This window comes from Paraburkholderia sp. J41 (assembly GCF_905220235.1).
GTDB lineage: Bacteria > Pseudomonadota > Gammaproteobacteria > Burkholderiales > Burkholderiaceae > Paraburkholderia.
This window is the reverse complement of record NZ_CAJMZE010000018.1, coordinates 14,666-38,583: the sequence shown is the minus strand read 5'-3', so window position 1 is coordinate 38,583 and position 23,918 is coordinate 14,666. Positions and strand designations below refer to the sequence as shown.

General features: G+C 64.6%; 20 protein-coding genes and 4 tRNA genes. 16 read left to right on the top strand and 8 right to left on the bottom strand.

Annotated features, from left to right (window positions below; genetic code table 11):
• Positions 1–42: 42 nt before the first annotated feature.
• The 6 genes from pgsA (at position 43) to U5805_RS19270 (ending at position 2,215) form a co-directional block, all read left to right on the top strand.
• Positions 43–633: a CDP-diacylglycerol--glycerol-3-phosphate 3-phosphatidyltransferase gene (gene pgsA / locus U5805_RS19295; protein ID WP_322105094.1), complete on the top strand. Its 591-nt coding sequence runs from the start codon at positions 43–45 to the stop codon at positions 631–633.
• A gap of 205 nt (positions 634–838) precedes the next feature.
• Positions 839–914, top strand: a tRNA-Gly gene (locus tag U5805_RS19290).
• 40 nt (positions 915–954) lie between these two features.
• A tRNA-Gly gene (locus tag U5805_RS19285) sits at positions 955–1,030 on the top strand.
• Positions 1,031–1,136: 106 nt separating this feature from the next.
• Positions 1,137–1,210, top strand: a tRNA-Cys gene (locus tag U5805_RS19280).
• 105 nt (positions 1,211–1,315) lie between these two features.
• Positions 1,316–1,585: a DUF2164 domain-containing protein gene (locus tag U5805_RS19275; RefSeq protein ID WP_322105093.1), complete on the top strand. Its 270-nt coding sequence runs from the start codon at positions 1,316–1,318 to the stop codon at positions 1,583–1,585.
• Between the two features lie 132 nt (positions 1,586–1,717).
• Positions 1,718–2,215 carry a GNAT family N-acetyltransferase gene (locus tag U5805_RS19270; RefSeq protein ID WP_322105092.1) on the top strand — a complete coding sequence of 166 codons (498 nt, stop codon included), beginning with the start codon at positions 1,718–1,720 and terminating at the stop codon, positions 2,213–2,215.
• Positions 2,216–2,435: 220 nt separating this feature from the next.
• Here U5805_RS19270 and U5805_RS19265 read toward each other — a convergent pair whose 3' ends face one another.
• From U5805_RS19265 to U5805_RS19255, 3 genes are all read right to left on the bottom strand, one after another.
• Positions 2,436–3,302 (bottom strand): cytochrome c oxidase assembly protein, encoded by an 867-nt coding sequence (locus tag U5805_RS19265; RefSeq protein WP_322105091.1) that lies wholly within the window; start codon positions 3,300–3,302, stop codon positions 2,436–2,438.
• Between the two features lie 77 nt (positions 3,303–3,379).
• The gene (locus U5805_RS19260) at positions 3,380–3,844 is read right to left on the bottom strand and encodes a copper chaperone PCu(A)C (protein ID WP_322105090.1); all 465 of its coding nucleotides are present in this window, start codon (positions 3,842–3,844) and stop codon (positions 3,380–3,382) included.
• 61 nt (positions 3,845–3,905) lie between these two features.
• Entirely contained in the window at positions 3,906–4,478 is a 573-nt protein-coding gene (locus U5805_RS19255; RefSeq protein ID WP_322105089.1) for an SCO family protein, read from the bottom strand.
• A 652-nt stretch (positions 4,479–5,130) separates the two neighbouring features.
• Here U5805_RS19255 and otsB point away from each other — a divergent pair.
• Both otsB and otsA read left to right on the top strand, forming a co-directional pair.
• A complete protein-coding gene (gene otsB / locus U5805_RS19250) occupies positions 5,131–5,883 on the top strand; it encodes a trehalose-phosphatase (protein ID WP_322105088.1) in 753 nt (250 codons plus the stop codon).
• Positions 5,884–5,962: 79 nt separating this feature from the next.
• Positions 5,963–7,396, top strand: a complete 1,434-nt coding sequence (gene otsA, locus U5805_RS19245; RefSeq protein ID WP_322105087.1) for an alpha,alpha-trehalose-phosphate synthase (UDP-forming) — start codon at positions 5,963–5,965, stop codon at positions 7,394–7,396.
• 99 nt (positions 7,397–7,495) lie between these two features.
• Here otsA and U5805_RS19240 read toward each other — a convergent pair whose 3' ends face one another.
• Positions 7,496–9,331 carry an ABC transporter ATP-binding protein gene (locus U5805_RS19240; RefSeq protein WP_322105086.1) on the bottom strand — a complete coding sequence of 612 codons (1,836 nt, stop codon included), beginning with the start codon at positions 9,329–9,331 and terminating at the stop codon, positions 7,496–7,498.
• Between the two features lie 853 nt (positions 9,332–10,184).
• On the opposite strand from U5805_RS19240, the gene U5805_RS19235 reads away from it, so the two are divergent.
• The 4 genes from U5805_RS19235 to U5805_RS19220 all read left to right on the top strand — a co-directional run bounded on the left by U5805_RS19235 (position 10,185) and on the right by U5805_RS19220 (position 13,603).
• Positions 10,185–11,249 (top strand): glycosyltransferase family 4 protein, encoded by a 1,065-nt coding sequence (locus U5805_RS19235; protein WP_322105085.1) that lies wholly within the window; start codon positions 10,185–10,187, stop codon positions 11,247–11,249.
• Positions 11,250–11,451: 202 nt separating this feature from the next.
• Positions 11,452–12,357 carry a hypothetical protein gene (locus U5805_RS19230; protein ID WP_322105084.1) on the top strand — a complete coding sequence of 302 codons (906 nt, stop codon included), beginning with the start codon at positions 11,452–11,454 and terminating at the stop codon, positions 12,355–12,357.
• A gap of 291 nt (positions 12,358–12,648) precedes the next feature.
• Complete coding sequence (locus U5805_RS19225; protein WP_322105083.1) at positions 12,649–13,134, top strand: DUF2214 family protein; 486 nt, start codon at positions 12,649–12,651, stop codon at positions 13,132–13,134.
• A gap of 151 nt (positions 13,135–13,285) precedes the next feature.
• A complete protein-coding gene (locus U5805_RS19220; protein ID WP_322105082.1) occupies positions 13,286–13,603 on the top strand; it encodes a hypothetical protein in 318 nt (105 codons plus the stop codon).
• A gap of 128 nt (positions 13,604–13,731) precedes the next feature.
• Here the strand turns inward: U5805_RS19220 and U5805_RS19215 are convergent.
• The 4 genes from U5805_RS19215 to U5805_RS19200 form a co-directional block, all read right to left on the bottom strand.
• A tRNA-Val gene (locus U5805_RS19215) sits at positions 13,732–13,806 on the bottom strand.
• A gap of 57 nt (positions 13,807–13,863) precedes the next feature.
• Entirely contained in the window at positions 13,864–14,601 is a 738-nt protein-coding gene (gene dnaQ, locus U5805_RS19210) for a DNA polymerase III subunit epsilon (protein WP_322105081.1), read from the bottom strand.
• Positions 14,602–14,641: 40 nt separating this feature from the next.
• Positions 14,642–15,091 carry a ribonuclease HI gene (gene rnhA, locus U5805_RS19205; RefSeq protein WP_322105080.1) on the bottom strand — a complete coding sequence of 150 codons (450 nt, stop codon included), beginning with the start codon at positions 15,089–15,091 and terminating at the stop codon, positions 14,642–14,644.
• A complete protein-coding gene (locus U5805_RS19200; protein ID WP_322105079.1) occupies positions 15,088–16,005 on the bottom strand; it encodes a class I SAM-dependent methyltransferase in 918 nt (305 codons plus the stop codon). The genes rnhA and U5805_RS19200 overlap by 4 nt, the downstream gene beginning before the upstream one ends.
• A gap of 20 nt (positions 16,006–16,025) precedes the next feature.
• Between U5805_RS19200 and gloB the strand changes: the two genes are divergently transcribed.
• The 4 genes from gloB to carB all read left to right on the top strand — a co-directional run bounded on the left by gloB (position 16,026) and on the right by carB (position 23,737).
• Complete coding sequence (gene gloB, locus U5805_RS19195) at positions 16,026–16,847, top strand: hydroxyacylglutathione hydrolase (RefSeq protein ID WP_322105078.1); 822 nt, start codon at positions 16,026–16,028, stop codon at positions 16,845–16,847.
• Positions 16,848–17,002: 155 nt separating this feature from the next.
• Complete coding sequence (locus U5805_RS19190) at positions 17,003–18,667, top strand: transglycosylase SLT domain-containing protein (RefSeq protein ID WP_322105077.1); 1,665 nt, start codon at positions 17,003–17,005, stop codon at positions 18,665–18,667.
• Positions 18,668–19,213: 546 nt separating this feature from the next.
• The gene (carA, locus tag U5805_RS19185) at positions 19,214–20,350 is read left to right on the top strand and encodes a glutamine-hydrolyzing carbamoyl-phosphate synthase small subunit (protein WP_322105076.1); all 1,137 of its coding nucleotides are present in this window, start codon (positions 19,214–19,216) and stop codon (positions 20,348–20,350) included.
• Positions 20,351–20,482: 132 nt separating this feature from the next.
• The gene (gene carB, locus U5805_RS19180) at positions 20,483–23,737 is read left to right on the top strand and encodes a carbamoyl-phosphate synthase large subunit (RefSeq protein ID WP_322105075.1); all 3,255 of its coding nucleotides are present in this window, start codon (positions 20,483–20,485) and stop codon (positions 23,735–23,737) included.
• The last annotated feature ends 181 nt before the right edge of the window (positions 23,738–23,918 follow it).

The window sequence follows — 23,918 nt, the reverse complement described above, 5'->3', positions numbered from 1 at the left end:
ATCTCCTTTTATCGCATCTATCCTGACTGATAGCGCCAGCCGATGCCGTTCAATATCCCGATTCTCCTGACCTGGCTGCGTATCCTGGCGATTCCGCTCGTGGTCGGCGTGTTCTATCTGCCGCAGACGATGCTTTCCCCGATGCAGCAGAACGTGTCGGCAATGCTGATTTTCGTGCTCGCGGCGCTGACCGACTGGTTCGACGGTTTTCTTGCGCGCAAGTGGAATCAGACTTCGTCGTTCGGCGCGTTCCTCGATCCGGTCGCGGACAAGCTCATGGTGACGGCCGCGCTGCTCGTGCTCGTGCATCTGCAACGGCTCGACGCCGTGATCGCGCTCGTGATCGTCGGGCGCGAGATCGCCATCTCGGCATTGCGCGAATGGATGGCGCAGATCGGCGCTTCGAAGAGCGTGGCCGTGAATTCGCTCGGCAAGTTCAAGACCGCGTGCCAGATGGTCGCGATTCCCATGCTGCTGTTCTATGCGCCGCTCACGCTCGGCGGCACGACGCTGTTCGACTCGCGCGTGTGGGGCGCGTGGCTTATCTACGTGGCGGCCTTCCTCACGATCTGGTCGATGCTCTATTACATGAAGCTCGCGTGGCCGCAGATTCGCGAGCGAGGCAGTCTGTAGCGCTGCGCCGCGCGCCTCGCGCAGATTTTTCCAAAAAGATCGCGCGAGGGGGTTGACACGTTTCTGCGCCTTATACATAATCTCACTTCTCCGCTGCACACGCAGTTGCAAGCAAGCAAATGCAGGGGAGTTAGCCGAAGATCAGTGCTAGTTGCCGGGTAGTTAGGTAAAAAGCGTTAGTATAAAGCGCGATCGAGTGCAGTCTGCGGGAGTAGCTCAGTTGGTAGAGCGCAACCTTGCCAAGGTTGAGGTCGCGAGTTCGAGACTCGTCTCCCGCTCCAGATTGAAGTGCGGCTGAATGCAGTAAAGCGTTGTACATATGCGGGAGTAGCTCAGTTGGTAGAGCGCAACCTTGCCAAGGTTGAGGTCGCGAGTTCGAGACTCGTCTCCCGCTCCATATGCCAAGGGGAAGCAGCGCTTCCCTTTTTGTTTGGCGAGCCCTGAATGCACGGGCTGCCGTTTAAATCTGCCCGGTTGCCGTGATCGCCGGTCAGTCCGCTTCTGGCGCGATAGCAAAGCGGTTATGCAGCGGCCTGCAAAGCCGTGTAGGCCGGTTCGACTCCGGCTCGCGCCTCCAGATGCAAGCAGAAAGCCACCTTCGGGTGGCTTTTTGTTTTGGCGCGTTTCCTTGCGCGCCACGCTGCCGCACAATGGCGGCCACGTTTTTATCGGGCTCGCTGACATGGCTATCGAACTTCCCGAAGACGCGCGCGCCGAGGCGATTGCGTCGATCCAGCGCTACTTCGACACCAACATGGACGAGCCCATCGGCAATATCGCCGCGGGTGCGCTGCTTGGCTTCTTTCTCGAGGAGATCGCGCCGGCCGTCTACAACAAGGCCATCGTGGACGCGCAGGAGAATTTGCAGGCGCGCATCGTCGATCTCGATATTGATCTGCACGAGGAACCGTTCAGGTTCTGGCGCAAGTACGAGCCGCGCCGCCGCAAGTGAGCGTGCCGGTGGCGGGGCGTTGCCGCGTCGCTGTTATGCCGCGGCAGTACCGCCGCCGCGATGCGTCACGCGCCCGGGGCGCGGCATAATCGTGGCCATCGCAATGTTTGTCTTTGACGGAAATCACGGATCATGACCGCGCAGTCTCCCGCCTCGCCCCCAACCACGCAAATCGCCTTCGACTGGCAGTGGAACGACTTCGGCGCGCTCGGCGCCCGCGATGTTTATCTGCTGCTCAAGCTGCGCTCCGAAGTGTTCGTCGTCGAGCAGAACTGCGTTTACGGCGACATCGACGGTCTCGACTTCGACGCGTGGCATATGCTGGCGTGGGGCGAGCGTGACGGCGCGCGCGAGCTGGCGGGTTATCTGCGCGTGCTGCTGCCGGACGCCGCCGACGCGAGCGTGCGTATCGGCCGCGTGGTGACGTCGCCGCACTGGCGCGGCATCAAGCTGGGCAATGCGCTGCTCGAACGCGCCATTGCGCAGATCCGCAAGCAATGGCCCGGCGCGCCGATGCGCCTGCACGCGCAGGCGCATTTGCAGAAGTTCTACGGCGCGTTCGGTTTTGCGCCCGAAGGCGAGGTTCACGACGAGGATGGCATCCCGCACGTATGGATGCGTTCGGCTTGATGCGATAGGCGCGCCGCTCTTTGCTCGACCGAAGCACGCGACCGGCATGCGCAACCGAAGCGCTTAATGCAAGCGCTTGATCGAAGTGCTAACCCGAAGTGCTTACCCGAAGCACGCGTTTGAAGCACGCGTTTGAAGCACGTGATTGAAGCACCGGATTGCAGCACGCCTTGAAGCGCAGCCAAAGCACACAACCGGCGTTCCCGATCCGGCGGCAATTTTACGTGCGCAGCGTCTGGCTTTCGCCGCCCAGCGCGCGCGAGTGGCGCGACTGCGGCAGGCGTCCGCGCGCGGAAAGCCGCATCCAGTGGCGCAGCGCAATCAGGGCGCCGATCACGCTCATCATCGAGCCGGGAATCCACAGCAGCAATCCGCCGATCTGCTGATCGCGCAGCGGCGAAAGCCACGTGAACGCGCGGCCGCAAATCGAATAGACGGGGTACAGCTCGCGCGGCGTGAAGAAAATGAACGCGCCGAGCACGATCTGAGGCGGAATCGCCGCGATCACGACCAGCACGCGCTTGCCCGGCGAGAGTCGCGCGGGCGGCGCGGGGCGCGCGTCGAGCACGAGCCACCAGAACAGCAGGCCGTCGATCACCATGCTCCAGTTCATCACGCGATAAAGACGCCAGTCGATCATGGCGATGAAGTGGATCGGCGAAAACAGCCAGAAGTAGATAAGCCCGACAAAGAGCACGACCGCGACGACGGGATGCATCACGACGTCGAGCGCGATTCGCACCGGCCGCGCCGCGAGGGCGGGCCGCACGAAGCGTTGCCGCCACGCGAACGGAATGCCCGCGCGCAGCGCCGCGCCCGGATACGAGAGCGCGATGAAGAACGGCCCGAGATGATGCAGCACGAGATGCTGCGCGCGATGCATGAAGAACTCGTGCTCGAAGAAGTAGTCGAGCCGCGTGTGCAGCGCGACATAGAGCGCGCCCAAGCCGAACCAGAACGAGAGCTGGCGCGCGAACGTGACGCGCGCGTGGCGTTTGCCGCGCACGTACAGCACCGCCGCGATCAACATGACGATCACGACCGTCGGCGAGGGCTCCCACGGTTCGAGCCAATCGAGCAGGGTCATTGCGGCGCTCTTGTCAGGTGCATCGCGGTGCGCTCACCGGGTGTATCGCAGCGTTTGCGCGCGCGACGATCGCGCCGTTACTGCTGCGCGGGCGACTTCACGGCAAACGGCGTGTCGAGCGTCTCGCCGTCGGAGAAGTGCAGCTTCACGTTCACGGTGTCGCCGGGCGCGACCTTGTGCTTCGCCTCTTCGAGCATCAGGTGATAGCCGCCGGGCGAGATGGCGAGCGTGCCGTGCGCGGGCACCGTCGCCTTGTGCACCATCACCATCTTTTGCGTCGAGCCGTTCGACACGGTTTGATGCAGCATCGTCATGCCGTACGCATCGCTCGATACGTCGACGAGATCCACGGGCTGATTGCCGTCGTTCTTGATCGTCACATAGCCCGCCGCGGGCAGATTGTTGGGCAGCCAGCGGACCCAGGCATTTTGCGCGCTGAGCGCGCCGGCGGCGTGCGCGGCCGGCGCGAAAGCCGCGAGCGTGCCGAGCGCGGTCAGCGCGAAGCCGAAAGAGGCGGTCAGTGACTTGAGGTTCTTCGTCATAAGTCGTCCTGTTGCGTTTTCCTGTGATGAAGCGGTTGCAAAGCGTCGTGCGATGGGCCGTTCAGCTTGTGCCGGCGATCACGCGGCGCAGATCGTGCGCGATCGCATCGGGCGTGTCGCGGTCGGTGGCGAGCAGGCGCGCGCGGCCCTGGGTGTCGAAGATATAAACCGCCGAGCTGTGCGTGACTTCGTAGTCGCCGTTGGGCTCGCGCTTTTCCATCTGATACGCCACGCGGTAGCGTTGTGCCAGCGCCTGGATTTGTGCGTCGCTGCCCGTGAGGCCGCGCGCGTGCTGCGCGTCGAATGCGCCCACGTAGGCATGCAGCGCCTGCGGCGTGTCGCGCGCGGGATCGACGCTGATAAAGAGGATGCGCGCGTTTTGCGCGTCGGGGCCGAGTTTTGCCAGCACGTTCATGAGTCGCGCCATGGTTTCGGGGCAAACGTCGGGGCAATGCGTGTAGCCGAAATAGACGAGCGCCGTCTTGCCGCGAAAGCTCGCGCCCGTGGCGGGCTGGCCATTGTCGCCGGTGAGCTTGAAGTCAAGATCGGGCAAATGGCCGCTCACGTTGGTCAGTTCCCACGGCTCGCCCGCGTGCGAGCACGCGCCGAGCCACACCGCGCCCGCCAGCAGCACGGCGGCGCGGCAAGCGCGAAGCGGCCGCGATGACGGCACCGGCGACGGTGAGGGTGGTGAAATGAGGCGGGGCAACAAGACGGTCTCGTGGGCTCGATCGGTTACGATGGCCGGGCCGCTGATGCGGCTCGTCGTTTGCGAATGTAGCAAAATTGGCTCCGCGCTGCGGTGCGCGGCACGACTGGCGAGTATGCGCGAGCGCGTATCCTAGCCGGCCGCGCGCCGGATTGCGCGAATTGCGCGGCGATTGGTCGCAGCCGGCGAAAAGGCGCTTGTGCGCCGTCGCCGCTGTGGTTTGCCGCTGTGTTTCGTCGCTGAATCTCGTCGCTATTTCGCCGTTGTTTCGTATTCGTAAGCCGCCGTTCACGTGGCGTGTTCGCAAACCTTGTTATCCGCGTGTTCGAAAGCCGCGTTATTAGCCGCGTTGACAAGCCCCGCTCGCGAGCGATCCATCATGGCGTGTTCGCCGCGGGGCCGCCGTATCGCCGAAAATTCGTGGCCGCGCGATCCGGCATCTCTCCCGCGCGGGCGCGCCGGCGGCCCGTACTTTCTCGAAAATCAGGTGAAGGCGCGGTAAGATGCGCACACTTCTTTCGGCAACCGTTCGCGGCCCGAACCAACCCGGCCTTGGCCGAGGGACGAAAAGACCGTAATGCAAGCACTTCCGGCAGTTCTGCCGCCTGAACAGACGGCATTTTTCTTCGATTTCGACGGCACGCTCGTCGATCTCGCGCCCACGCCCGACGGCGTGCTGGTGCGTCCCGACATGCTCGCGCTGCTCGCCGACCTGCGGCGCGTGACGCACGGCGCCGTGGCGATCGTCTCGGGCCGCGGCATCGAGAGCATCGACACGTTCCTCGGCATGCCCGATCTGCCCATCGCCGGCCTGCACGGCGCGGAGCGCCGCGACGCCAACGGCGACATGCAGCGCATCGGGTTTCACGATCAGCGGCTGCTGCATATGGAGCAGGTGCTCGCGGAAGTCGTGCGCACGCACGCCGGCATGCTGCTCGAGATCAAGGGCGCCGCGCTCGCGCTCCATTACCGCAACGCGCCCGAGCACGAAGGCGTGGCGCGCGCCGCGACCGAGCGTCTGGCCGCCGAATTCGCCGATGCGTACGTGCTTCAGCCCGGCAAGATGGTCTACGAAATCAAGCCGAAGGATGTCGACAAAGGCCGCGCGCTGCGCGCCTTCCTCGACGAACCGCCGTTCGCGGGCCGCCGTCCCGTGTTCGCGGGCGACGACCTGACCGACGAGAAGGGCTTTGCCGTCGTCAACGAAAAGGGCGGGGTGTCGATCAAGGTGGGCGGCGGCGACACCATCGCCAACACCCGCGTGGAATCGGTCGAAGCGCTGCTCGGCTGGCTCGCCGCGCTCGTCGCCGCGATGCACGCCGCCAAATGAACGTGCCCAACATGCGGAACGTGCGGAACGTGCGGAACGTGCGCATGACCCGTTCGCTCCTTGCCGCGGTTTTGGTGTCATGAGCCGGCTCATCATCGTCTCGAACCGCGTCGCACCCATTTCCGAGGGCGGCCCGGCGGCGGGCGGCCTTGCGGTGGGCGTCTACGACGCGCTCAAGGAAACCGGCGGCATGTGGTTCGGCTGGAGCGGCGACGTGCTCGCCTCGGGCCAGCCGCAGATCGCGCTGGAGGAGCGCGGACCGGTGACGTTCGCGACCATCGGCCTGCTGCGCCGCGACTACGACCAGTATTACCGTGGCTTCTCGAACGCGACGCTCTGGCCCGCATTCCACTATCGCGCCGATCTCGTTCAGTACGACCGCCACGAATACGAAGGCTATAGCCGCGTGAATGCGTGGCTCGCGCAGCAGCTCGTGCCGCTCCTGCGCGACGACGACGTGATCTGGGTCCACGACTATCACCTCATTCCGTTCGCCCAGGCGCTGCGCGCGGCGGGCGTGCAGAACCGCATCGGCTTTTTCCTGCACATTCCGTTTCCGGCTTCGCAGGTTTTGCTCGCGGTGCCGCCGCATCGCGAACTCGTGCAGGCGCTATGTTCGTTCGATCTGCTCGGTTTTCAGACGAAGCCCGATTTGCGCGCGTTTTGCGATTACATCGTGAACGAGGCGGACGGCCGTGTCGAAAAGGAAGCGGGCGGGCTCACGCGCATCGAGGCGTTCGGCCGGACGCTGCACGCGAACGATTATCCGATCGGCGTGTATCCCGACGAGATCGCCGAACTCGCGAAGGCGGGCGAGCGCGGCAAGCCCGTGCGCACGCTCAAGTCGACGCTGCACGGCCGCAAGGTCATCATGAGCGTCGACCGGCTCGATTACTCGAAAGGTCTCGTCGAGCGGTTTCGCGCGTTCGAGCGCCTGCTCGATCAAGCGAGCGCGCAACGCAACCGGGTTTCGTTCGTGCAGATCGCGCCGCCCACGCGCGCCGACCTGCACGCGTATCAGGACATCCGGCTGCGGCTGGAGGCCGAATCGGGGCGCATCAACGGCCGTTACGCCGAACTCGACTGGACGCCGATCTGGTACATCCATCGCCAATACGAGCGCTCGGTGCTCGCGGCGCTGTTTCGCGCGTCGAATGTGGGTTACGTCACGCCGCTGCGCGACGGCATGAACCTCGTCGCGAAGGAATACGTCTCGGCGCAAGACCCCGAAAATCCGGGCGTGCTGGTGCTGTCGCGCTTCGCGGGCGCGGCGCAGGAACTGGAAGGCGCGCTCATCGTCAATCCGCTCGACATCGACGGCATGGCCGACGCCCTCAACGCAGCGCTTTCCATGCCGCTGATCGAGCGCGTGGCGCGTTACCGGGACATGATGGCGCAGCTTCGCGAGAACAATGTTTCGGTGTGGCGCGACCGTTTCATGAGCGATCTGGGCGCCGTGCGAACACGGCGCGCGGCCACGGCGGCGCCGCTCGCGCAAGCGTCGTCGGAATAGCCGCGACGGCAGACGAAAAAGGCAAGACGGAAAAGGCAGGACGAAAAAAAAGCCGCTTCGATCATCGAAGCGGCTTTTATGTTTTTGGCGCGCGAAGCGTCAGGCCACGTGTTTTTCGTCGGCCTTCTTGTTGCCCAGATGCAGCGTGGACTGCTTGCCGTATTGCTTCGCCAGCAGGTCGCGATAAAGGCCGGGGCGGTTGCGCAATTCGTCGGGGCTGCCGTCGTCGATCACCTTGCCCGCGCTCATCACGATGATGCGGTCGAAGTTGTGCAGCGTGGACAGCCGGTGCGCGATGGCGATCACGGTGCGGCCGACCATCAGGCGGTCGAGCGCCTGCTGGATCGCCTCTTCGGACGCGCTGTCGAGCGCCGAGGTGGCCTCGTCGAGCAGCAGGATCGGCGCATTCTTGAGGATCGCGCGCGCGATGGCGATGCGCTGGCGCTGGCCGCCGGAGAGCTTCACGCCGCGGTCGCCCACGATGGTGTCGTAGCCTTCGGGCATCGCCTCGATGAATTCCGCGCAGCGCGCCTCGCGGGCCGCCGCGAGCACTTCGTCGCGGCTCGCATCGGGGCGGCCATAGGCGATGTTTTCGTAGATCGAGCGGTGCAGCAGCGAAATATCCTGCGGCACGAGCGCGATCGCATGGCGCAGGCTGTCCTGCGTCATATGCGCGATGTCCTGGCCGTCGATCTTGATCGCGCCGCCCTGGGTGTCGTAGAAGTGCTGCAAGAGCGCCAGCACCGTGGTCTTGCCCGCGCCCGACTTGCCGATCAGGCCGACGCGCTGGCCCGCCTCGATGCGCAGGTCGAAGCGGTCGAGAATGGGCTTGCGGTGCGGGTAGGCGAAGGTCACGCTCTCGAATTCCACGCGGCCGCCTTGCGCGACGAGTTCCGAGGCGTCGTCGCGGTCGGGCATGCCGTGCGGTTCGAGCAGCGTCTGTACCGCTTCGGCAAGCCGCGCGACGTGCTGCGTCACGTCCACGAGTGCCACGGCGAGGTCGCGCGTGCCGTGCAGGATCGTGAAGCCCAGCGAACTCACCAGCACGATGTCGCCCGAGGTGGCCTTGCCCTGATTCCACAGCCATAGCGCCCAGCCGAGCAGCCCGGCGGACAGCATGGCCGTGATCACGGCGTGCAGCAGGCGCAGTTTTTCGAGGTAGAGCAGGCTCTGGCGGCGGGCGTCGAGTTCGGCCTTGACGGTCGAGCCGAAGCGCGACTGCTCGCGCACGGTCATGCCGAACGCGCGCACGAGCGCCATGTTGCCGATCACGTCGACGAGTTCGCCGTCCACGGCGGCCGCTTTCGAGGCGAACGCGTGGTGGCGCGACGAACCGCGTCCGGCAAGCTTGAAGAGAATCACCGAAAGAATCGCCGACGAAACCAGCAGGCCCGCCGCCATCAGCGGATTGACGGCGATGATCATGACGATCGCGCCCGCCACGGCGATGCACGGCGGCAGCACGTTCCAGGCGGTGGTGTTTTCGGCGGTGTAAATGGCGTTCGAGGTGGCCGTGATGCGGCTCGCGAGCGTGCCGGGCTGCTTTTCCGCGTAATAAGTGGGCGAGTGCCCGCTCAGATACTGGAAGAGGTCGCGCCGCAAGTCGCCCGTCACGGCCACGAAGGTGTGCGCCGCGAACCAGCCGCCGACCCGCCAGAGCAGATTGTCGGCGGCGATCAAGCCCACGAGGATCGCGAAGGCGCTCCAGAGCGGGCCGGGATGATGGCGGCCCGCGCCGAGCACGTCGATCAGATGCTTGATCGCGTACTGCGAGGCGAGCGCGCAGCCCACGGCTGCGAACACGCTGGCGAGCACGATGGCGTGTGCGAACGGGTGCCGCTTGATATAGCGGAATAGGAACGCGAGCGGACGCCGCGCATAGCTCGCGAGCTTTGCGTTGTGGGCGTTACGCTGGGCGATGGTCAGATGTTCCAATTGATTGGCGGTCGGTCTGACGGAGCTTCGTCCGTGCAAGTTCAAAGGTAGTCGGGATTCGCGCGGTGCAAAACCGCGCCGATGGGCGGCGTCGGGCGCGCTCATACAAGGGCGGACCTGCGCATTGTAAACACGCATCGCGCATGACGCACTGCGTGTGCCCGGCGGACGCGCATCATATCGCGACATGGGGCCGGAAAATACAGGTTGCGCGCGTGCTGTTGCGGCGCAGGCTCAACGGGTTTTGCGGGTCAATTTCAAGATAGAATTACGGATTGCATTCGGGATCGCGCCATGCTGCGTTCCCTGTGCCGCCGCGCATCGGTCGCAAGCCGCACGCCTGGCAGCAGCGAAAGAAAATCGTCAAGTACGGCGGCAACGGTGCGGCAGCAGCCCGCATTTTCGCAGCGTAGTCTTTCGCGGCGCAGACCCCTAATCTGGAACGGCGCAGACCCTAATCTAGAACTGTCTTTGAAAACAAGGGGTTGCGGAGTGTTTCCGGTTTGTAACAACGTAAAGACTTTGAAATGATCTTGCCGGTGTTTTCCCTGATTCAGGATAATGCCGAGTCGAACCGCGTAGGGAATTTGACAGCTTTTTTGTCAACGACCGCGAGCCCTGCGCGTTTACCGCCTGAACCGCTGCGTGTGCCGCCTGCATCGTCGTCGTTTTCCGACTTCTTCGTGCGACTGCGCCGGGTTTCTTGTCCGCCGGGTTTCCTGTCCGGCTAGCTGGCGCGGTGATGCGGTATTCACGCCTGGCGGTGCGCGGCAGCAAAGCCGCGGCCTGCACGGGGCGATTGTCAAATTTGCAGTTTTTTGCCCGATTTATTACGAGGAAGGAGTTCACCACTATGCGAATCGCTCAAATCGCTCCGTTGCACGAGGCGGTTCCTCCCAAGCTGTACGGCGGCACGGAACGGGTGGTCTCCTACCTGACCGAAGCGCTGGTCGAGCAAGGCCACGACGTCACGCTGTTCGCGAGCGGCGATTCGGTCACCTCGGCGAAGCTCGAAGCGTTCTGGCCGCAGGCGCTGCGCCTCGACCCGACGATCCGCGACGTCATGGCGCCGCATATGCTCCTGCTCGAAGAAGTGTGCCGCCGCGCGGACGAATTCGACGTGCTGCATTTCCACATCGACTATTACCCGTTCTCGCTGTTCCAGCGTCAGCCGGTGCCGTTCGTCACGACGATGCACGGCCGTCTGGACCTGCCGGAACTGCAACCGATCTTCAATGCGTTCAGCGACGTGCCGGTCGTCTCGATTTCGGACAACCAGCGCATCCCGCTCGCGCAAGCCAACTGGCAGCAAACCGTGTATCACGGCCTGCCGGAAGACGTGCTCACGCCGATCCCGAACGTCGAACCGGGCTACCTCGCTTTCCTCGGCCGCGTTTCGCCGGAGAAGGGCCTTGACCGCGCGATCCGCATCGCCGGCCAGGCGGGCATGAAGCTCAAGGTCGCCGCCAAGATCGACAAGGCCGACCGCGCCTATTACGAAGAAGTCATCAAGCCGCTGATGGCGCTGCCGCACGTCGAGTACATCGGCGAAATCGGCGAGCACGAAAAGCGCGAGTTCCTCGGCAACGCGTACGCGCTGGTGTTCCCGATCGACTGGCCGGAGCCTTTCGGTCTCGTGATGATCGAAGCGATGGCCTGCGGCACGCCCGTGATCGCGTTCAAGCGCGGCTCGGTGCCCGAAGTCATCGAAAACGGCGTCTCCGGCTTCGTGGTCGAAGACGAGATCGGCGCCGTGGCGGCGCTCAAGCGCCTGTCGTCGCTGCCGCGCGCCGCCGTGCGCAAGGCGTTCGAGGACCGCTTCTCGTCGAAGGTGATGGCGCGCAACTACGTTGCCGTGTACGAAGACCTGTTGCGTCAGAAGCATCGCACCGTGCTGCGCGAAGTCGCCGCCGGCTAAGCGTTGCCGATGCCGGTTGCGCTTCGGGCGCGTCCGGCTTGCCGCTTTTCCTACAGCGCCCCACTGCTTTGGCAGTGGGGCGCTGTCATATTCGGGACCGACATGGATGTCGTGCGCGCGGGCGCATCGAGAGAGCGTGAGGCCGGCGCGCAATGTCCCTATAATGGCCGTGCCGCAAAAACCGCGATTCTGGAGAACGACCTTGGCGAGAACCCGACCGACGCCCACGGCCACCGTACCCGGTGCCGGGACGCTATTCGCGCTGCGCGCGATCGGTCTCGTGATCCTCGCGCGCTGGCTGCATTCGATGGCGCAGATGAACTTCCTCGCGGCGCTCGAAGGCATGGCGTCGTCGCCGGTCGCGTGCCTGAATCTCGTTTTCCTGTTTCTGCTGATCGTGCTGCCCGGTGCCAAGGCGCGCGTCGAGCGGCCGTATCATCCGCTGCCGCAGTGGCTGCGTCAGGCGCTGCGTTTTCTCGGCGTGCTCGGGTTCCTGTTCGCGATCGGCTCGATCGGCATGTTCGTCTGGGCGGCCGGCTGGCGGCGCGCCGTCGTGGCCGTCGCGGAAGCCAACGGCTGGCTCGTCGCGGCACCCGCGCTCTATGCGGCGGTGGTGTGGATCTGCCGCCCGCGCGCGCTTTGGCGCACCAACATCGCGGCGCGGCGCTTCGCGATCGGCCGCTTCGCCGTTTCGATCGACGCCGCCACGCGCACGACCGTCGTCTGGCAGGAAAGCCGCAAGCTCGGGCAGTACGATGCGCGCGAACTGTCGGTGCGCTGGCTGGCGGGCGCGCCGCTGGGCGAGGTGTCGGCGCCTCAGCCTGCGTTGTTACCGTCGCCGGATGCGCACGTCGATACGAACGCCCACGCGAATGCCGTCGAAGCCGATGCCGTCTCGGCGGCCATCGGCAGCACCTTGCCGCTGCCGCCCTCGCGCAGCGAGCCTTTGCCCGCGTCGGGGCGCTCGCGCCGGCCGGGAATCGAGTTGCTGTGGGATTCGCCGGCGGCGGCCGGGCACAACCGGCAAACGGTGTTTCGCGTCGGGCTGGGCGGCGAAAACGACCGCACGGCTGCACGCGCGCTCGACACCGCGCTGCGCCAGGCCTGAGCGTCGCGGGCGGCCGCGCACCTTGCGCCTGTGCAAGGCCGGCGGTGGCTTGCGTTGCGACCGGGCATCGTCTGTCGTCATGCGCTTTTCGCGCTTCAACGCCATGCCGGCGGCGGCTTGCGCCGGGCCTGGGCGTTGCCGCGCGCCGCGCCGTCCACCTCTTTAAGGCAACCCGACGGCCGGCTCCGGCCACGCAACCATCGGCGTCGCGCAACTTCAAGCATCATCGGCATGACGCCGTAACGGCAATTCGCCTTTGCCGATCCTGCCGCCCGCATCGAAGGAGCCGCCATGCTCACACGCTGGTTGATCGCCGCCATCCATCTGCTCGCTTTCGGGTTCGCGCTCGCGTCCATCCTGCGGCGCACGCGCGGCTTGCGCCGTTGCACGTCGACCGAGGCGCTGCCCATGATTTTCAGCGCCGACAACGGCTGGGGCGTTTCGGCGCTCGTCTTGATCGTGACAGGGGTGATGCGCGCGTTCGGCGGCTTCGAGAAGGGCGCCGACTACTATCTGCACGCGCCGTTCTTTCACGTGAAAATGGCCGCGCTGGTCCTGATCCTCGCGCTGGAAGTCGCGCCGATGATGGCGCTGCTGCGCTGGCGGCTCGCCGTGCGCCGCGGCGACGTGCCCGATCTCACCGGTGCGCGGAAATACGCGCGCATCGGCACGTGGCAAACGCTGCTGCTCGTGGTGATGGTGTTCGCGGCGGCGGGCATGGCGCGCGGCATCGGCTTCGATACCGGGCTCGATTCCGGCGCGCAGGCGGGCGGCTAGGCCGAAGCGCAAAAAAGACCGGGCGGCGAAGGGGGCGTCAAGCCGGCAAGCGCTAGTGGACGTCGTGCGCGTGTGGATCAGCCGAGCGCTACGGCATTCGCGTTCACGTTGAATGCGCTCCCAGTCGCGCTCGCGTGTGAGCGCGAGCGTCATGCCGATCACGTCGGCCTTTGCCGTTGAACGCCGACACCGAAGAGATATTAATGATCTTGCAATACGCCTCGCGGCCTTCGGCGGCATCGGTCGCGCGCAGCGCCTTCACGTGCGGTTAGGCCGCGCGCAAGATGGGGAACGGCGCTCTCATGTTGCAGTCCGTAATCGCACGCCGTTGCTCGTTGTCGTCTTCTGGATCATGCCGTCCCACGTGGAAACGGCGTTGTTGACGATGATGTCGATGCCCTTGAACGTGGTCGTCGCCGTGCCGACGAAGCGTTCGGCGATGTGTTCGTTCGTGCGCATCATGGGCTAAGAAGGGCAGTAGGAACGAGCTGTGGCGAATAGCGGCAGAGAAGTGGCGGAGCAAAGCAAAAGGCCTCGTTGCTTTCGCAACGAGGCCTTTTATTCTTCGGTGTTTGTCGTTACCAACACCAGGAATTCTGGTGGGTAGTACTGGGATCGAACCAGTGACCCCTGCCGTGTGAAGGCAGTGCTCTACCGCTGAGCTAACCACCCGGAGAGATTCAAATTATGCCGGGCTTTTTCGACCTTGTAAAGCCCCTTTTAAGTAATTTATTCGCTGACCGCGATTTCTTCTGCCACGACCGGTTGCGTACGCCAGATCGACGTGCCCTTGATCGCCTTGTCGAGTCCGTCGAGCACGGCGCCGTGCTCCGTCAGTTCTTCCTCGCTGGCGAAGATCACCGGCAATTCGAGCGTGTCGAACTTCACGCGCGGCGCGGCCACGGCGCCCGGCGTCGACGACTCGCCGAGCATGTCGATAACGAGGCTTTCCTGGCCGCGCGTCATCGCCAGATAGACTTCCGCGAGCAGTTCCGAGTCGAGCAGTGCGCCGTGCAGCGTGCGGTGCGCGTTGCTGATGCCGAAGCGGTCGCACAGCGCGTCGAGCGAATTGCGCTTGCCGGGAAAAATCTGCTTGGCCTGCACCAGCGTGTCGATCACCTCGCCGCAGTGCGCCTTGAAGCCCGGCTTGCCGAGCAGCGCGAGTTCCGCATCGAGAAAGCCGATGTCGAACGGCGCGTTGTGAATGATGATGTCCGCGCCGCTGATGAAGTCGAGAATCTGGTCCGCGACTTCGGCGAACTTCGGCTTGTCGGAGAGGAATTCGGTCGTGAGGCCGTGCACCGCGAGCGCGCCGGGGTCGCTGTCGCGTTCCGGGTTCACGTAGAAGTGCAGGTTATTGCCGGTCAGCCGGCGGTTCACGAGTTCGACGCAGCCGATTTCGATGATGCGATCGCCCGTGCGGGCGTTCAGGCCGGTGGTTTCGGTGTCGAGAATGATCTGGCGCATGGTTTCGCGGGTAAGGCGTGTCGGTTTAAAGGAAGCGCGCTCAAAGTTCGGCGAGCGTGGCGACGCCGCGGTTCGCGAGCGCGTCGGCGCGTTCGTTCTCCGGGTGGCCGGCGTGGCCTTTCACCCAGCGCCATTCCACCTGATGCCGTGCGACGGCGGCGTCGAGGCGCTTCCACAGGTCGTCGTTCTTGACGGGCGTTTTCGCGGCCGTCATCCAGTTCTTTTTCTTCCAGCCGTGAATCCACTCGCTGATGCCTTTTTGCACGTACTGCGAGTCGGTATGCACGATCACCTTGCACGGGCGCTTGAGCGCGTCGAGCGCGGCGATCACCGCCATCAGTTCCATGCGGTTGTTGGTCGTGCCGGCCTCGCCGCCGAACAGTTCTTTTTCCTGCGCGCCGAAGCGCAGCAGCGCGCCCCAGCCGCCGGGGCCGGGATTGCCCTTGCAGGCGCCGTCCGTGAAGATTTCGACGAAATCGGGTGTGCTCATGAGTCCTTGTTGCGTGTGGGAGATGGCGTGGTGGCGGCGGCCTTCAGGCTTGGCGCCAGCACTGCTTTCTTGACCTTGCGCGGCCCGACGAGGCGCATGCCGCGCACGCGCTTGATCGCCGTAACCATATAGATGGCGCCGAAAATCGGCCACCAGCGGTCGCCCGCGGCTTCCATGAAACCGTAGCGGCCGAGCCATTGATCCGTCGCAAGCGGCGGACGATAGCAGCCGAAGCGCCCGCGCTCAAGCTCGAAGCCAAGCAGCTTGATCCAGTCCTTCAGGCGCGTGAAGGCGATCAGGTCCTGGCGCGCGGGCAGGAAGGGATGGCCCGTGAGCCTCGCGACCGACTGCCGCGCGCCCCACAGCGAGAGCGAGTTGAAGCCGACGATCAGCAACTGGCCTTCGGGCATCAGCACGCGCTCGGCTTCGCGCAGCAGCCGGTGCGGGTCGCTCGTGAATTCGAGCGTGTGCGGCATCACGATCAGGTCGACGCTTTGGGCCTCGAACGGCAGGTCGAGGTGATCGCACCAGACCGTGCTGCGATTCGCGGGCGTGTGCAGCGCCGCGGCCGTCGCCGTGCCGAAGCCGTTCAACCGTTCGTGCGCGAGCGTTCCCGCCGCGCCGTTCGTCGCGCCGTTGAGGGTGCCATTCACGGCGCCGCGACCCGCGGGATTCGCGGCGCCGGGCACGACGTAGGGGCTGCTCGCCGCGCTGGCGGCGTCGAGCACTAGGCCGCGGCACGGCATGCGGTTCTCGCGCAGCGCGTCGAGCTGCGGCAGGCCGAGCTGAAGCGCGTGGTAGCCGAACACGTTCGAGACCACGCGGTCGAGTTGCTCCTGTTCCCAGCCGAGCACATATCTTCCGGCCGGCGAAGCCGTCCAGGCGGGCCAGTCTATAATCGTTCGGTCAGACATGTCGAAGAGTTCGTCGCCCCATGAAGAGTCCGCTTGAGTACGCGTCTTCCTGCGAATACGTACCGGTTCCGGCTTTTGAAGACAATTACATCTGGGTCGTGTCGGACGGCCGCAATGCGCTGGCCGTCGACCCGGGCGACGCCGCGCCGGTTCGCGCCTTTCTGGCGAAACGCGGCTGGCGGCTCAGCGCTATTTTACTCACCCATCATCACAACGACCACGTCGGCGGCGTGGCGGAGCTGCTCGCCGGAGCGCGCGTGCCCGTCTACGGCCCGGCCGGCGAGGCGCTCGGCCCGCTCGACCCGTACGTCACGCGCGTGCATGGCGGCCAGTCCGTACACCTGCAAGCGCCCGCACTCGATTTCACGGTGATGGACGTGCCCGGCCACACGCGCGGCCATATCGCGTATTTCCAGGAAGCCGACGCGCACGGCACGCCGCATCTCTTTTGCGGCGACACGCTGTTCGCCTGCGGCTGCGGCCGTCTTTTCGAAGGCACGCCCGCGCAGATGCTGGCCTCGCTCGACTCGCTGGCGGCGCTGCCGGGCAATACCCAGGTGCATTGCGCGCACGAATATACTTTGTCGAACATCCGCTTCGCGCTCGCCTGCGATCCCGGCAACGCCGCGTTGAGCGACTGGAGCCGCAGCGCCGCCGCGCTGCGCGAGCAAGGTTTGCCCACACTTCCCACCACCATCGCGCACGAGCGCGCCGTCAATCCGTTCCTGCGTGCCGGTGATGCGGCCGTTCAGGCGGCGCTCACCGAAGCGCTGCACGAGCCGGTGCCGGACCGCCTTGCGGCCTTCACGTTGATGCGCGAGTGGAAAAACCGGTTCCGTTAACCCGCCCCCGCAGGGGGGAATGCTCATCCCAATCGTATGGAATCGCGGCCAAGCTGCGGATTTGCATGGGTTTTTTTCCAATAATTCCGATTGACGGAAGCGGGCGCGTTCCGTACTATCGGCTGCAAATTCCAGCCATGCGGAAGTAGATTTTCATGCGATTCATATTCAGTGCGCTGCTGGTCCTCATGCTTGCCGCTTGCGCGAGCGAGGGACCGAACGCGAGTAATTCGGCCAGTTCCCTTTCTCCCGCTTCACAGGCGAGCGCCCAGGCCAACGCCGACCTCATCCGTAAGACCTCCGCCGCGAAGGAAACCATCAACGTCGACCAAGGCTCGGTCGACCAGCTCACGACTCCCGACGCCGACCTCTGGGCGCGCATTCGCCGCGGTTTCCAGATGCCCGACCTGCAAAGCGATCTCGTCGACATGAACGCGAACTGGTATGCGCAGCGGCCCGACTACGTGGCGCGCATGACCGAGCGTTCGCAGAAGTATCTCTATCACATTGTCGAGGAGCTCGAGGCGCGCCATATGCCGACGGAACTCGCGCTGCTGCCGTTCATCGAGTCGGCCTACAACCCGCAGGCGCTTTCCGTCGCGAAGGCCGCGGGTATGTGGCAGTTCGTGCCGGGCACGGGCAAGACCTACAATCTCAAGCAGAACATGTGGCAGGACGAGCGCCGCGACGTGCTGGCTTCCACCAGCGCCGCGCTCGACTATCTCTCGCGCCTGCACGACATGTTCGGCGACTGGTATCTCGCGCTCGCGGCCTACAACTGGGGCGAGGGCAACGTGCAGCGCGCCATTGCGCGCAATGAAGCGGCGGGCTTGCCCACGGATTACCAGAGCCTGCGCATGCCGAACGAGACGCGCAATTACGTGCCGAAGCTCCAGGCCGTCAAGAATATCGTGATGAACCCGCAGCAGTACGGGCTCTCGCTGCCGTCCATTCCGAACCACCCGTATTTCGTCACGGTCACCACCTCGCACGACATCGACGTCGATGTCGCGGCCAAGCTCGCGAACATGACGACCGACGAGTTCCGCTCGCTCAATCCGTCGTTCAAGAAGCCCGTGATCCTGGGCGCGACCGATCCGCAAATCCTGCTGCCGTTCGACAACGCGAGCGCCTTCGAGCGCAATCTGAAGTCGTATTCGGGCCAGCTTTCCTCGTGGACCGTCTACACGACCGATTCGCGCGCGACGCCCGCCGCGATTGCGGAGAAGATCGGCGTGGATGCCGACACGCTCATGTCGGTGAACAAGATTCCGGCGGGCATGCGCCTGAAGCCGGGCTCGACGCTCGTGGTGCCGCGCACCGACGACAACGACGACGAGGACATCAGCGCCGACGTCGCGGAAAGCGCGGTGCTGGCCATGGAGCCGGACGTGCCCGACACGCGCAAGATGCTGATCCGCGTGCGTCGCAAGCAGTCCATGGAAATGGTCGCGAGCCGTTATGGCGTTTCGGTCGGCCAGCTTCAGGCGTGGAACAAGACGCGCCGCGACTCGGTCGCGCCGGGTCAGGTGCTCGTGCTGCACGTTGCGGTGAACAAGGTCATGCCGGCCGAGCCGGGTCCGGAGCGTCTGGCAACGAACGTTTCGGGCGGTGGCGTGCAGCGAATTGGCACCCGGATTGCAGACACGGGGCCGAAGTCGCGCTACGATAAGAAACACGGTCGCGCGCGCACCGAAGTGGTCAAGGTTTCCGAACCTGTCAAGGCCAGGGCTTCCAGCGCTGCGCCCAGCAAGGCGTCGAAGGGTGCGGCGAGCCGCCCGAAGGCCGAAACCCACGCGCAGAAGCACAAATCCAAATAGCGGCTGACGAAGGGTGCTCACCTCGTGCGTTGCGGGGGCAGCGCACGTTGATTTCGCTCCGATCACTTTTCTTCTTGACGCCGTCACCCCGCCAGGTGACGGCGTTTTCATTGCGACATTCGTGGCGGTCGCGGTGCCGGTGCTCGCAGCCTTCGCTGCAAAGGGCAGGCCCGGCGGGCCGGAGCGTTATCTTGGAATTTGAAGGAAGGATGACTTTCGCGCTATAATTTCAAGGTTTGAGCTTATCAACCCGCACCCTAGCGCCTACCTTCCCCCATCCGTTCATCCGCCGCCCGCGCTTGTCGTCGATCTGGCCGGCTGCCGCCCGAACCGCGTCACCAACGCGATCGTGGCCAGGCGCCTGAAACGTTCGAATGCAGAGTTCGTTCGAACGCAAGCCAGACAGCACGCACAAGTCGCGCCGGAGCGAGCCGCGCGCGCATCCCGTCACCTCGGCGACGATGCCGACGCCGCAGCCGCCCCAGGTCGCAAGATCGCAACGTCGGATAACAGGTCGGCACAGGGTGCTCCCCCAAGGAGTCTCCCGTGTTGCCGTCATTCTCTCCCGCTCTGCTCGCGCTCGCCGACGGCACGGTCTTTCGTGGCTACTCGATCGGCGCGCCGGGTCATACGATCGGTGAAGTCGTGTTCAATACGGCCATCACCGGTTATCAGGAAATCCTGACCGACCCGAGCTACGCTCGCCAGATCGTGACCCTCACGTATCCGCATATCGGCAACGTCGGTGTGAACGCCGAAGACGTCGAAGCCACGAAAGTCCATGCCGCCGGTCTGATCATTCGCGACCTGCCCGTGCTCGCCTCGAATTTCCGCATGGAGCGCACGCTCGGCCAGTATCTGAAGGACGAAGGCGTGGTTGCCATCGCCGGCATCGACACGCGCAAGCTTACGCGTATCCTGCGCGACAAGGGCGCACAGAACGGCGCGATTCTCGCCGGTTCCGACGACGAAGCGAAGGCCATCGAACTCGCGCGCTCGTTCCCGGGCCTCGCGGGCATGGACCTCGCGAAAGTCGTGTCGACGCAGGAAACCTATCAGTGGAACACCACGGAATGGCGCCTGGGCGAAGGCTATCGCACGCAATCGGCGCCCAAGTACAAGGTCGTCGCGTTCGACTACGGCGTGAAGCAGAACATCTTGCGCATGTTGGCCGAGCGCGGCTGCGAAGTGACGGTGCTGCCCGCGCAATCGACGGCTGAAGACGCGCTCGCGCTGAACCCCGACGGCGTGTTCCTCTCGAACGGCCCCGGCGACCCGGAACCGTGCGACTACGCGATCAAGGCGACGCAGGCGTTCATCGCGCGCGGCATCCCGACGTTCGGCATCTGCCTTGGCCATCAGATCATGGGTCTTGCCGTGGGCGCGAAAACCATGAAGATGAAAACGGGCCACCACGGCGCGAACCATCCGGTGAAGGATCTCGGCGACGGCCGCGTGGTCATCACGTCGCAGAACCACGGTTTTGCCGTGGACGCCGACACGTTGCCCGCGAACGCGCGCGTCACGCACGTTTCGCTGTTCGACGGCACGCTGCAAGGGTTCGAGCTGACCGACAAGCCCGCGTTCTGCTTCCAGGGCCACCCCGAAGCGTCGCCGGGTCCGCACGACATCGGCTATCTGTTCGACCGCTTCACGGCGCTGATGGACAAGGCGAAGGCGTAAGGCGGCAGGGACGAGCAGAGCAGGCTGCGCTGCGAGCCGGTTCGGAAAACGGCCCACGCGCGCATCCAGGCGGCAGGCAAAAGCAGCCCGCCGCCGGACGTAAAAGACACAGGAATATTTAGCGAGAGCGTTATGCCCAAGCGGACAGACATCAAGAGCATTCTCATCATCGGCGCGGGTCCGATCATCATCGGCCAAGCGTGCGAGTTCGACTATTCGGGCGCGCAGGCGTGCAAGGCGCTGCGTGAGGAAGGCTACAAGGTCATCCTCGTCAACAGCAATCCGGCGACGATCATGACCGACCCGAACACGGCCGACGTCACCTACATCGAGCCGATCACGTGGGAAGTGGTGGAGCGCATCATCGAGAAGGAGCGCCCGGACGCGATCCTGCCGACGATGGGCGGCCAGACCGCGCTGAACTGCGCGCTCGATCTGCATCACCACGGCGTGCTGAAGAAGTACGACGTCGAGCTGATCGGCGCTTCGCCGGAAGCGATCGACAAGGCCGAAGACCGCCAGAAGTTCAAGGACGCGATGACGAAGATCGGCCTCGGCTCGGCGAAGTCGGGCGTCGCGCACTCGATGGAAGAAGCCATCAAGGTGCAAGGCGAGATCGCCGAAGCCACCGGCACGGGCGGCTATCCGGTCGTGATTCGCCCGTCGTTCACGCTCGGCGGCTCGGGCGGCGGCATCGCGTACAACCGCGAAGAATTCGAGGAAATCTGCAAGCGCGGCCTCGACCTTTCGCCCACGCGCGAACTGCTGATCGAAGAGTCGCTGCTCGGCTGGAAGGAGTACGAGATGGAAGTGGTCCGCGACAAGGCGGACAACTGCATCATCGTCTGCTCGATCGAAAACCTCGACCCGATGGGCATTCACACCGGCGACTCGATCACGGTCGCGCCGGCGCAAACGCTCACCGACAAGGAATACCAGATCCTGCGCGACGCCTCGCTCGCGGTGCTGCGCGAGATCGGCGTGGATACGGGCGGCTCGAACGTCCAGTTCTCGATCGACCCGAAAACGGGCCGCATGATCGTGATCGAAATGAACCCGCGCGTGTCGCGTTCGTCGGCGCTGGCTTCGAAGGCTACGGGCTTCCCGATCGCCAAGGTCGCGGCGAAGCTGGCCGTGGGCTACACGCTCGACGAACTCAAGAACGAAATCACCGGCGGCGCAACGCCGGCTTCGTTCGAGCCGACCATCGACTACGTCGTGACGAAGATTCCGCGCTTCGCGTTCGAGAAGTTCCGCGAAGCCGACCCGCGCCTCACCACGCAGATGAAGTCGGTGGGCGAAGTGATGGCCATCGGCCGCACGTTCCAGGAGTCGTTCCAGAAGGCGCTGCGCGGCCTCGAAGTGGGCGTGGACGGTCTGGACGAAAAGACCGCGAGCCGCGACGAGATCATCCGCGAGATCGGCGAAGCCGGTCCGGACCGCATCTGGTTCGTGGGCGACGCGTTCCGCGTGGGCATGACGCGCGAAGAAATTTTCGAGGAAACCGCGATCGATCCGTGGTTCCTCGCGCAGATCGAAGAGATCGTCAGGAAGGAAGAGGCCGTAAAGGGCCGCACGCTCGAAAGTCTCTCGAAGGACGAACTGCGCTACCTCAAGCAGAGCGGTTTCTCGGATCGCCGTCTCGCGAAGCTGCTCGGCGCGAATGCTGCCGACGTGCGCAAGCGTCGTATCGAACTGAACGTGCGCCCGGTCTACAAGCGCGTGGACACGTGCGCGGCCGAGTTCGCGACGAAAACCGCCTACATGTACTCGACCTACGAGGAAGAGTGCGAGGCGAATCCGACCACGAACAAGAAGATCATGGTGCTGGGCGGCGGCCCGAACCGGATCGGCCAGGGGATCGAGTTCGACTACTGCTGCGTTCACGCCGCGCTCGCCATGCGCGAGGACGGCTACGAAACGATCATGGTCAACTGCAACCCGGAAACCGTTTCGACCGACTACGACACGTCCGATCGCCTGTACTTCGAGCCGCTCACGCTCGAAGACGTGCTCGAAGTCGTCGATCTGGAAAAGCCGGTTGGCGTGATCGTGCAGTACGGCGGCCAGACGCCGCTGAAGCTCGCGCTCGACCTCGAAGCCAACGGCGTGCCTATCGTCGGCACGTCGCCGGACATGATCGACGCGGCCGAAGACCGCGAGCGTTTCCAGAAGCTGCTGCAAGACCTGAACCTGCGCCAGCCGCCCAACCGCACCGCGCGCGCCGAAGACGAAGCGCTCAAGCTCGCCGACGAAATCGGCTACCCGCTCGTCGTGCGCCCGTCGTACGTGCTGGGCGGCCGCGCCATGGAAATCGTCCACGAGCCGCGCGACCTCGAACGCTACATGCGCGAGGCCGTGAAGGTGTCGAACGACTCGCCGGTGCTGCTCGACCGCTTCCTGAACGATGCGATCGAATGCGACGTGGACTGCATCTCCGACGGCACGGACGTGTTCATCGGCGGCGTGATGGAACACATCGAACAGGCGGGCGTGCATTCGGGCGACTCGGCGTGCTCGCTGCCGCCGTATTCGCTCTCGCAGGAAACGGTGGCCGAGCTCAAGCGTCAAACCGCCGCGATGGCCAAGGCGCTCAACGTGGTCGGTCTGATGAACGTGCAGTTCGCGATCCAGCAGGTTGCGCAGAACGACGGCTCGAAGAAGGACGTCATCTACGTGCTGGAAGTGAACCCGCGCGCGTCGCGCACGGTGCCGTACGTGTCGAAGGCGACCAGCCTGCCGCTCGCGAAGATCGCGGCGCGCGCGATGGTCGGTCAGAAGCTCGCGGAGCAGGGCGTGACGAAGGAGGTCGTGCCGCCGTACTTCAGCGTGAAGGAAGCGGTGTTCCCGTTCATCAAGTTCCCGGCCGTCGATCCGGTGCTCGGACCCGAAATGCGTTCGACCGGCGAAGTGATGGGCGTGGGCAAGACGTTCGGCGAAGCACTCTTCAAGTCGCAGCTCGCGGCGGGCTCGCGCCTGCCGGAGTCGGGCACGGTGTTCATCACGGTGATGGATTCGGACAAGCCGAAGGCGGTTGAAGTCGCGCGCATGCTGCACGAACTCGGCTATGCGATCGTCGCCACGCGCGGCACCGCGGCCGCGATCGAAGCGGCCGGCGTGCCGGTGAAGGTCGTGAACAAGGTGAAGGACGGCCGTCCGCACATTGTCGACATGATCAAGAACGGTGAGATTTCGCTCGTTTTCACGACCGTCGACGAAACCCGCTCGGCAATCGCCGATTCGCGCTCGATCCGCATGAGCGCGCAGGCGAACAAGGTCACGTACTACACGACGATGTCGGGCGCGCGCGCGGCCGTCGAGGGCCTGCGCTATCTGAAGAACCTGGAAGTCTATGATTTACAAGGCCTCCATGCTCGCCTAAACTAAGGCTTCGGTCGCCTGTCCAAGCATCAAGAGGCAGGCAGACAAGCTGAATGTGCCGCGGTTAAGCGGCGTTCCAACAGGGTTTCGACGCTGCGCTCCTTTGGCGCGGCCGCCTTGGCGGAATGCACTTAACCGCGGTGATTTTTTTTGGCCGCGCGTATTTCACGCGGCTTGTAAAGTTCCA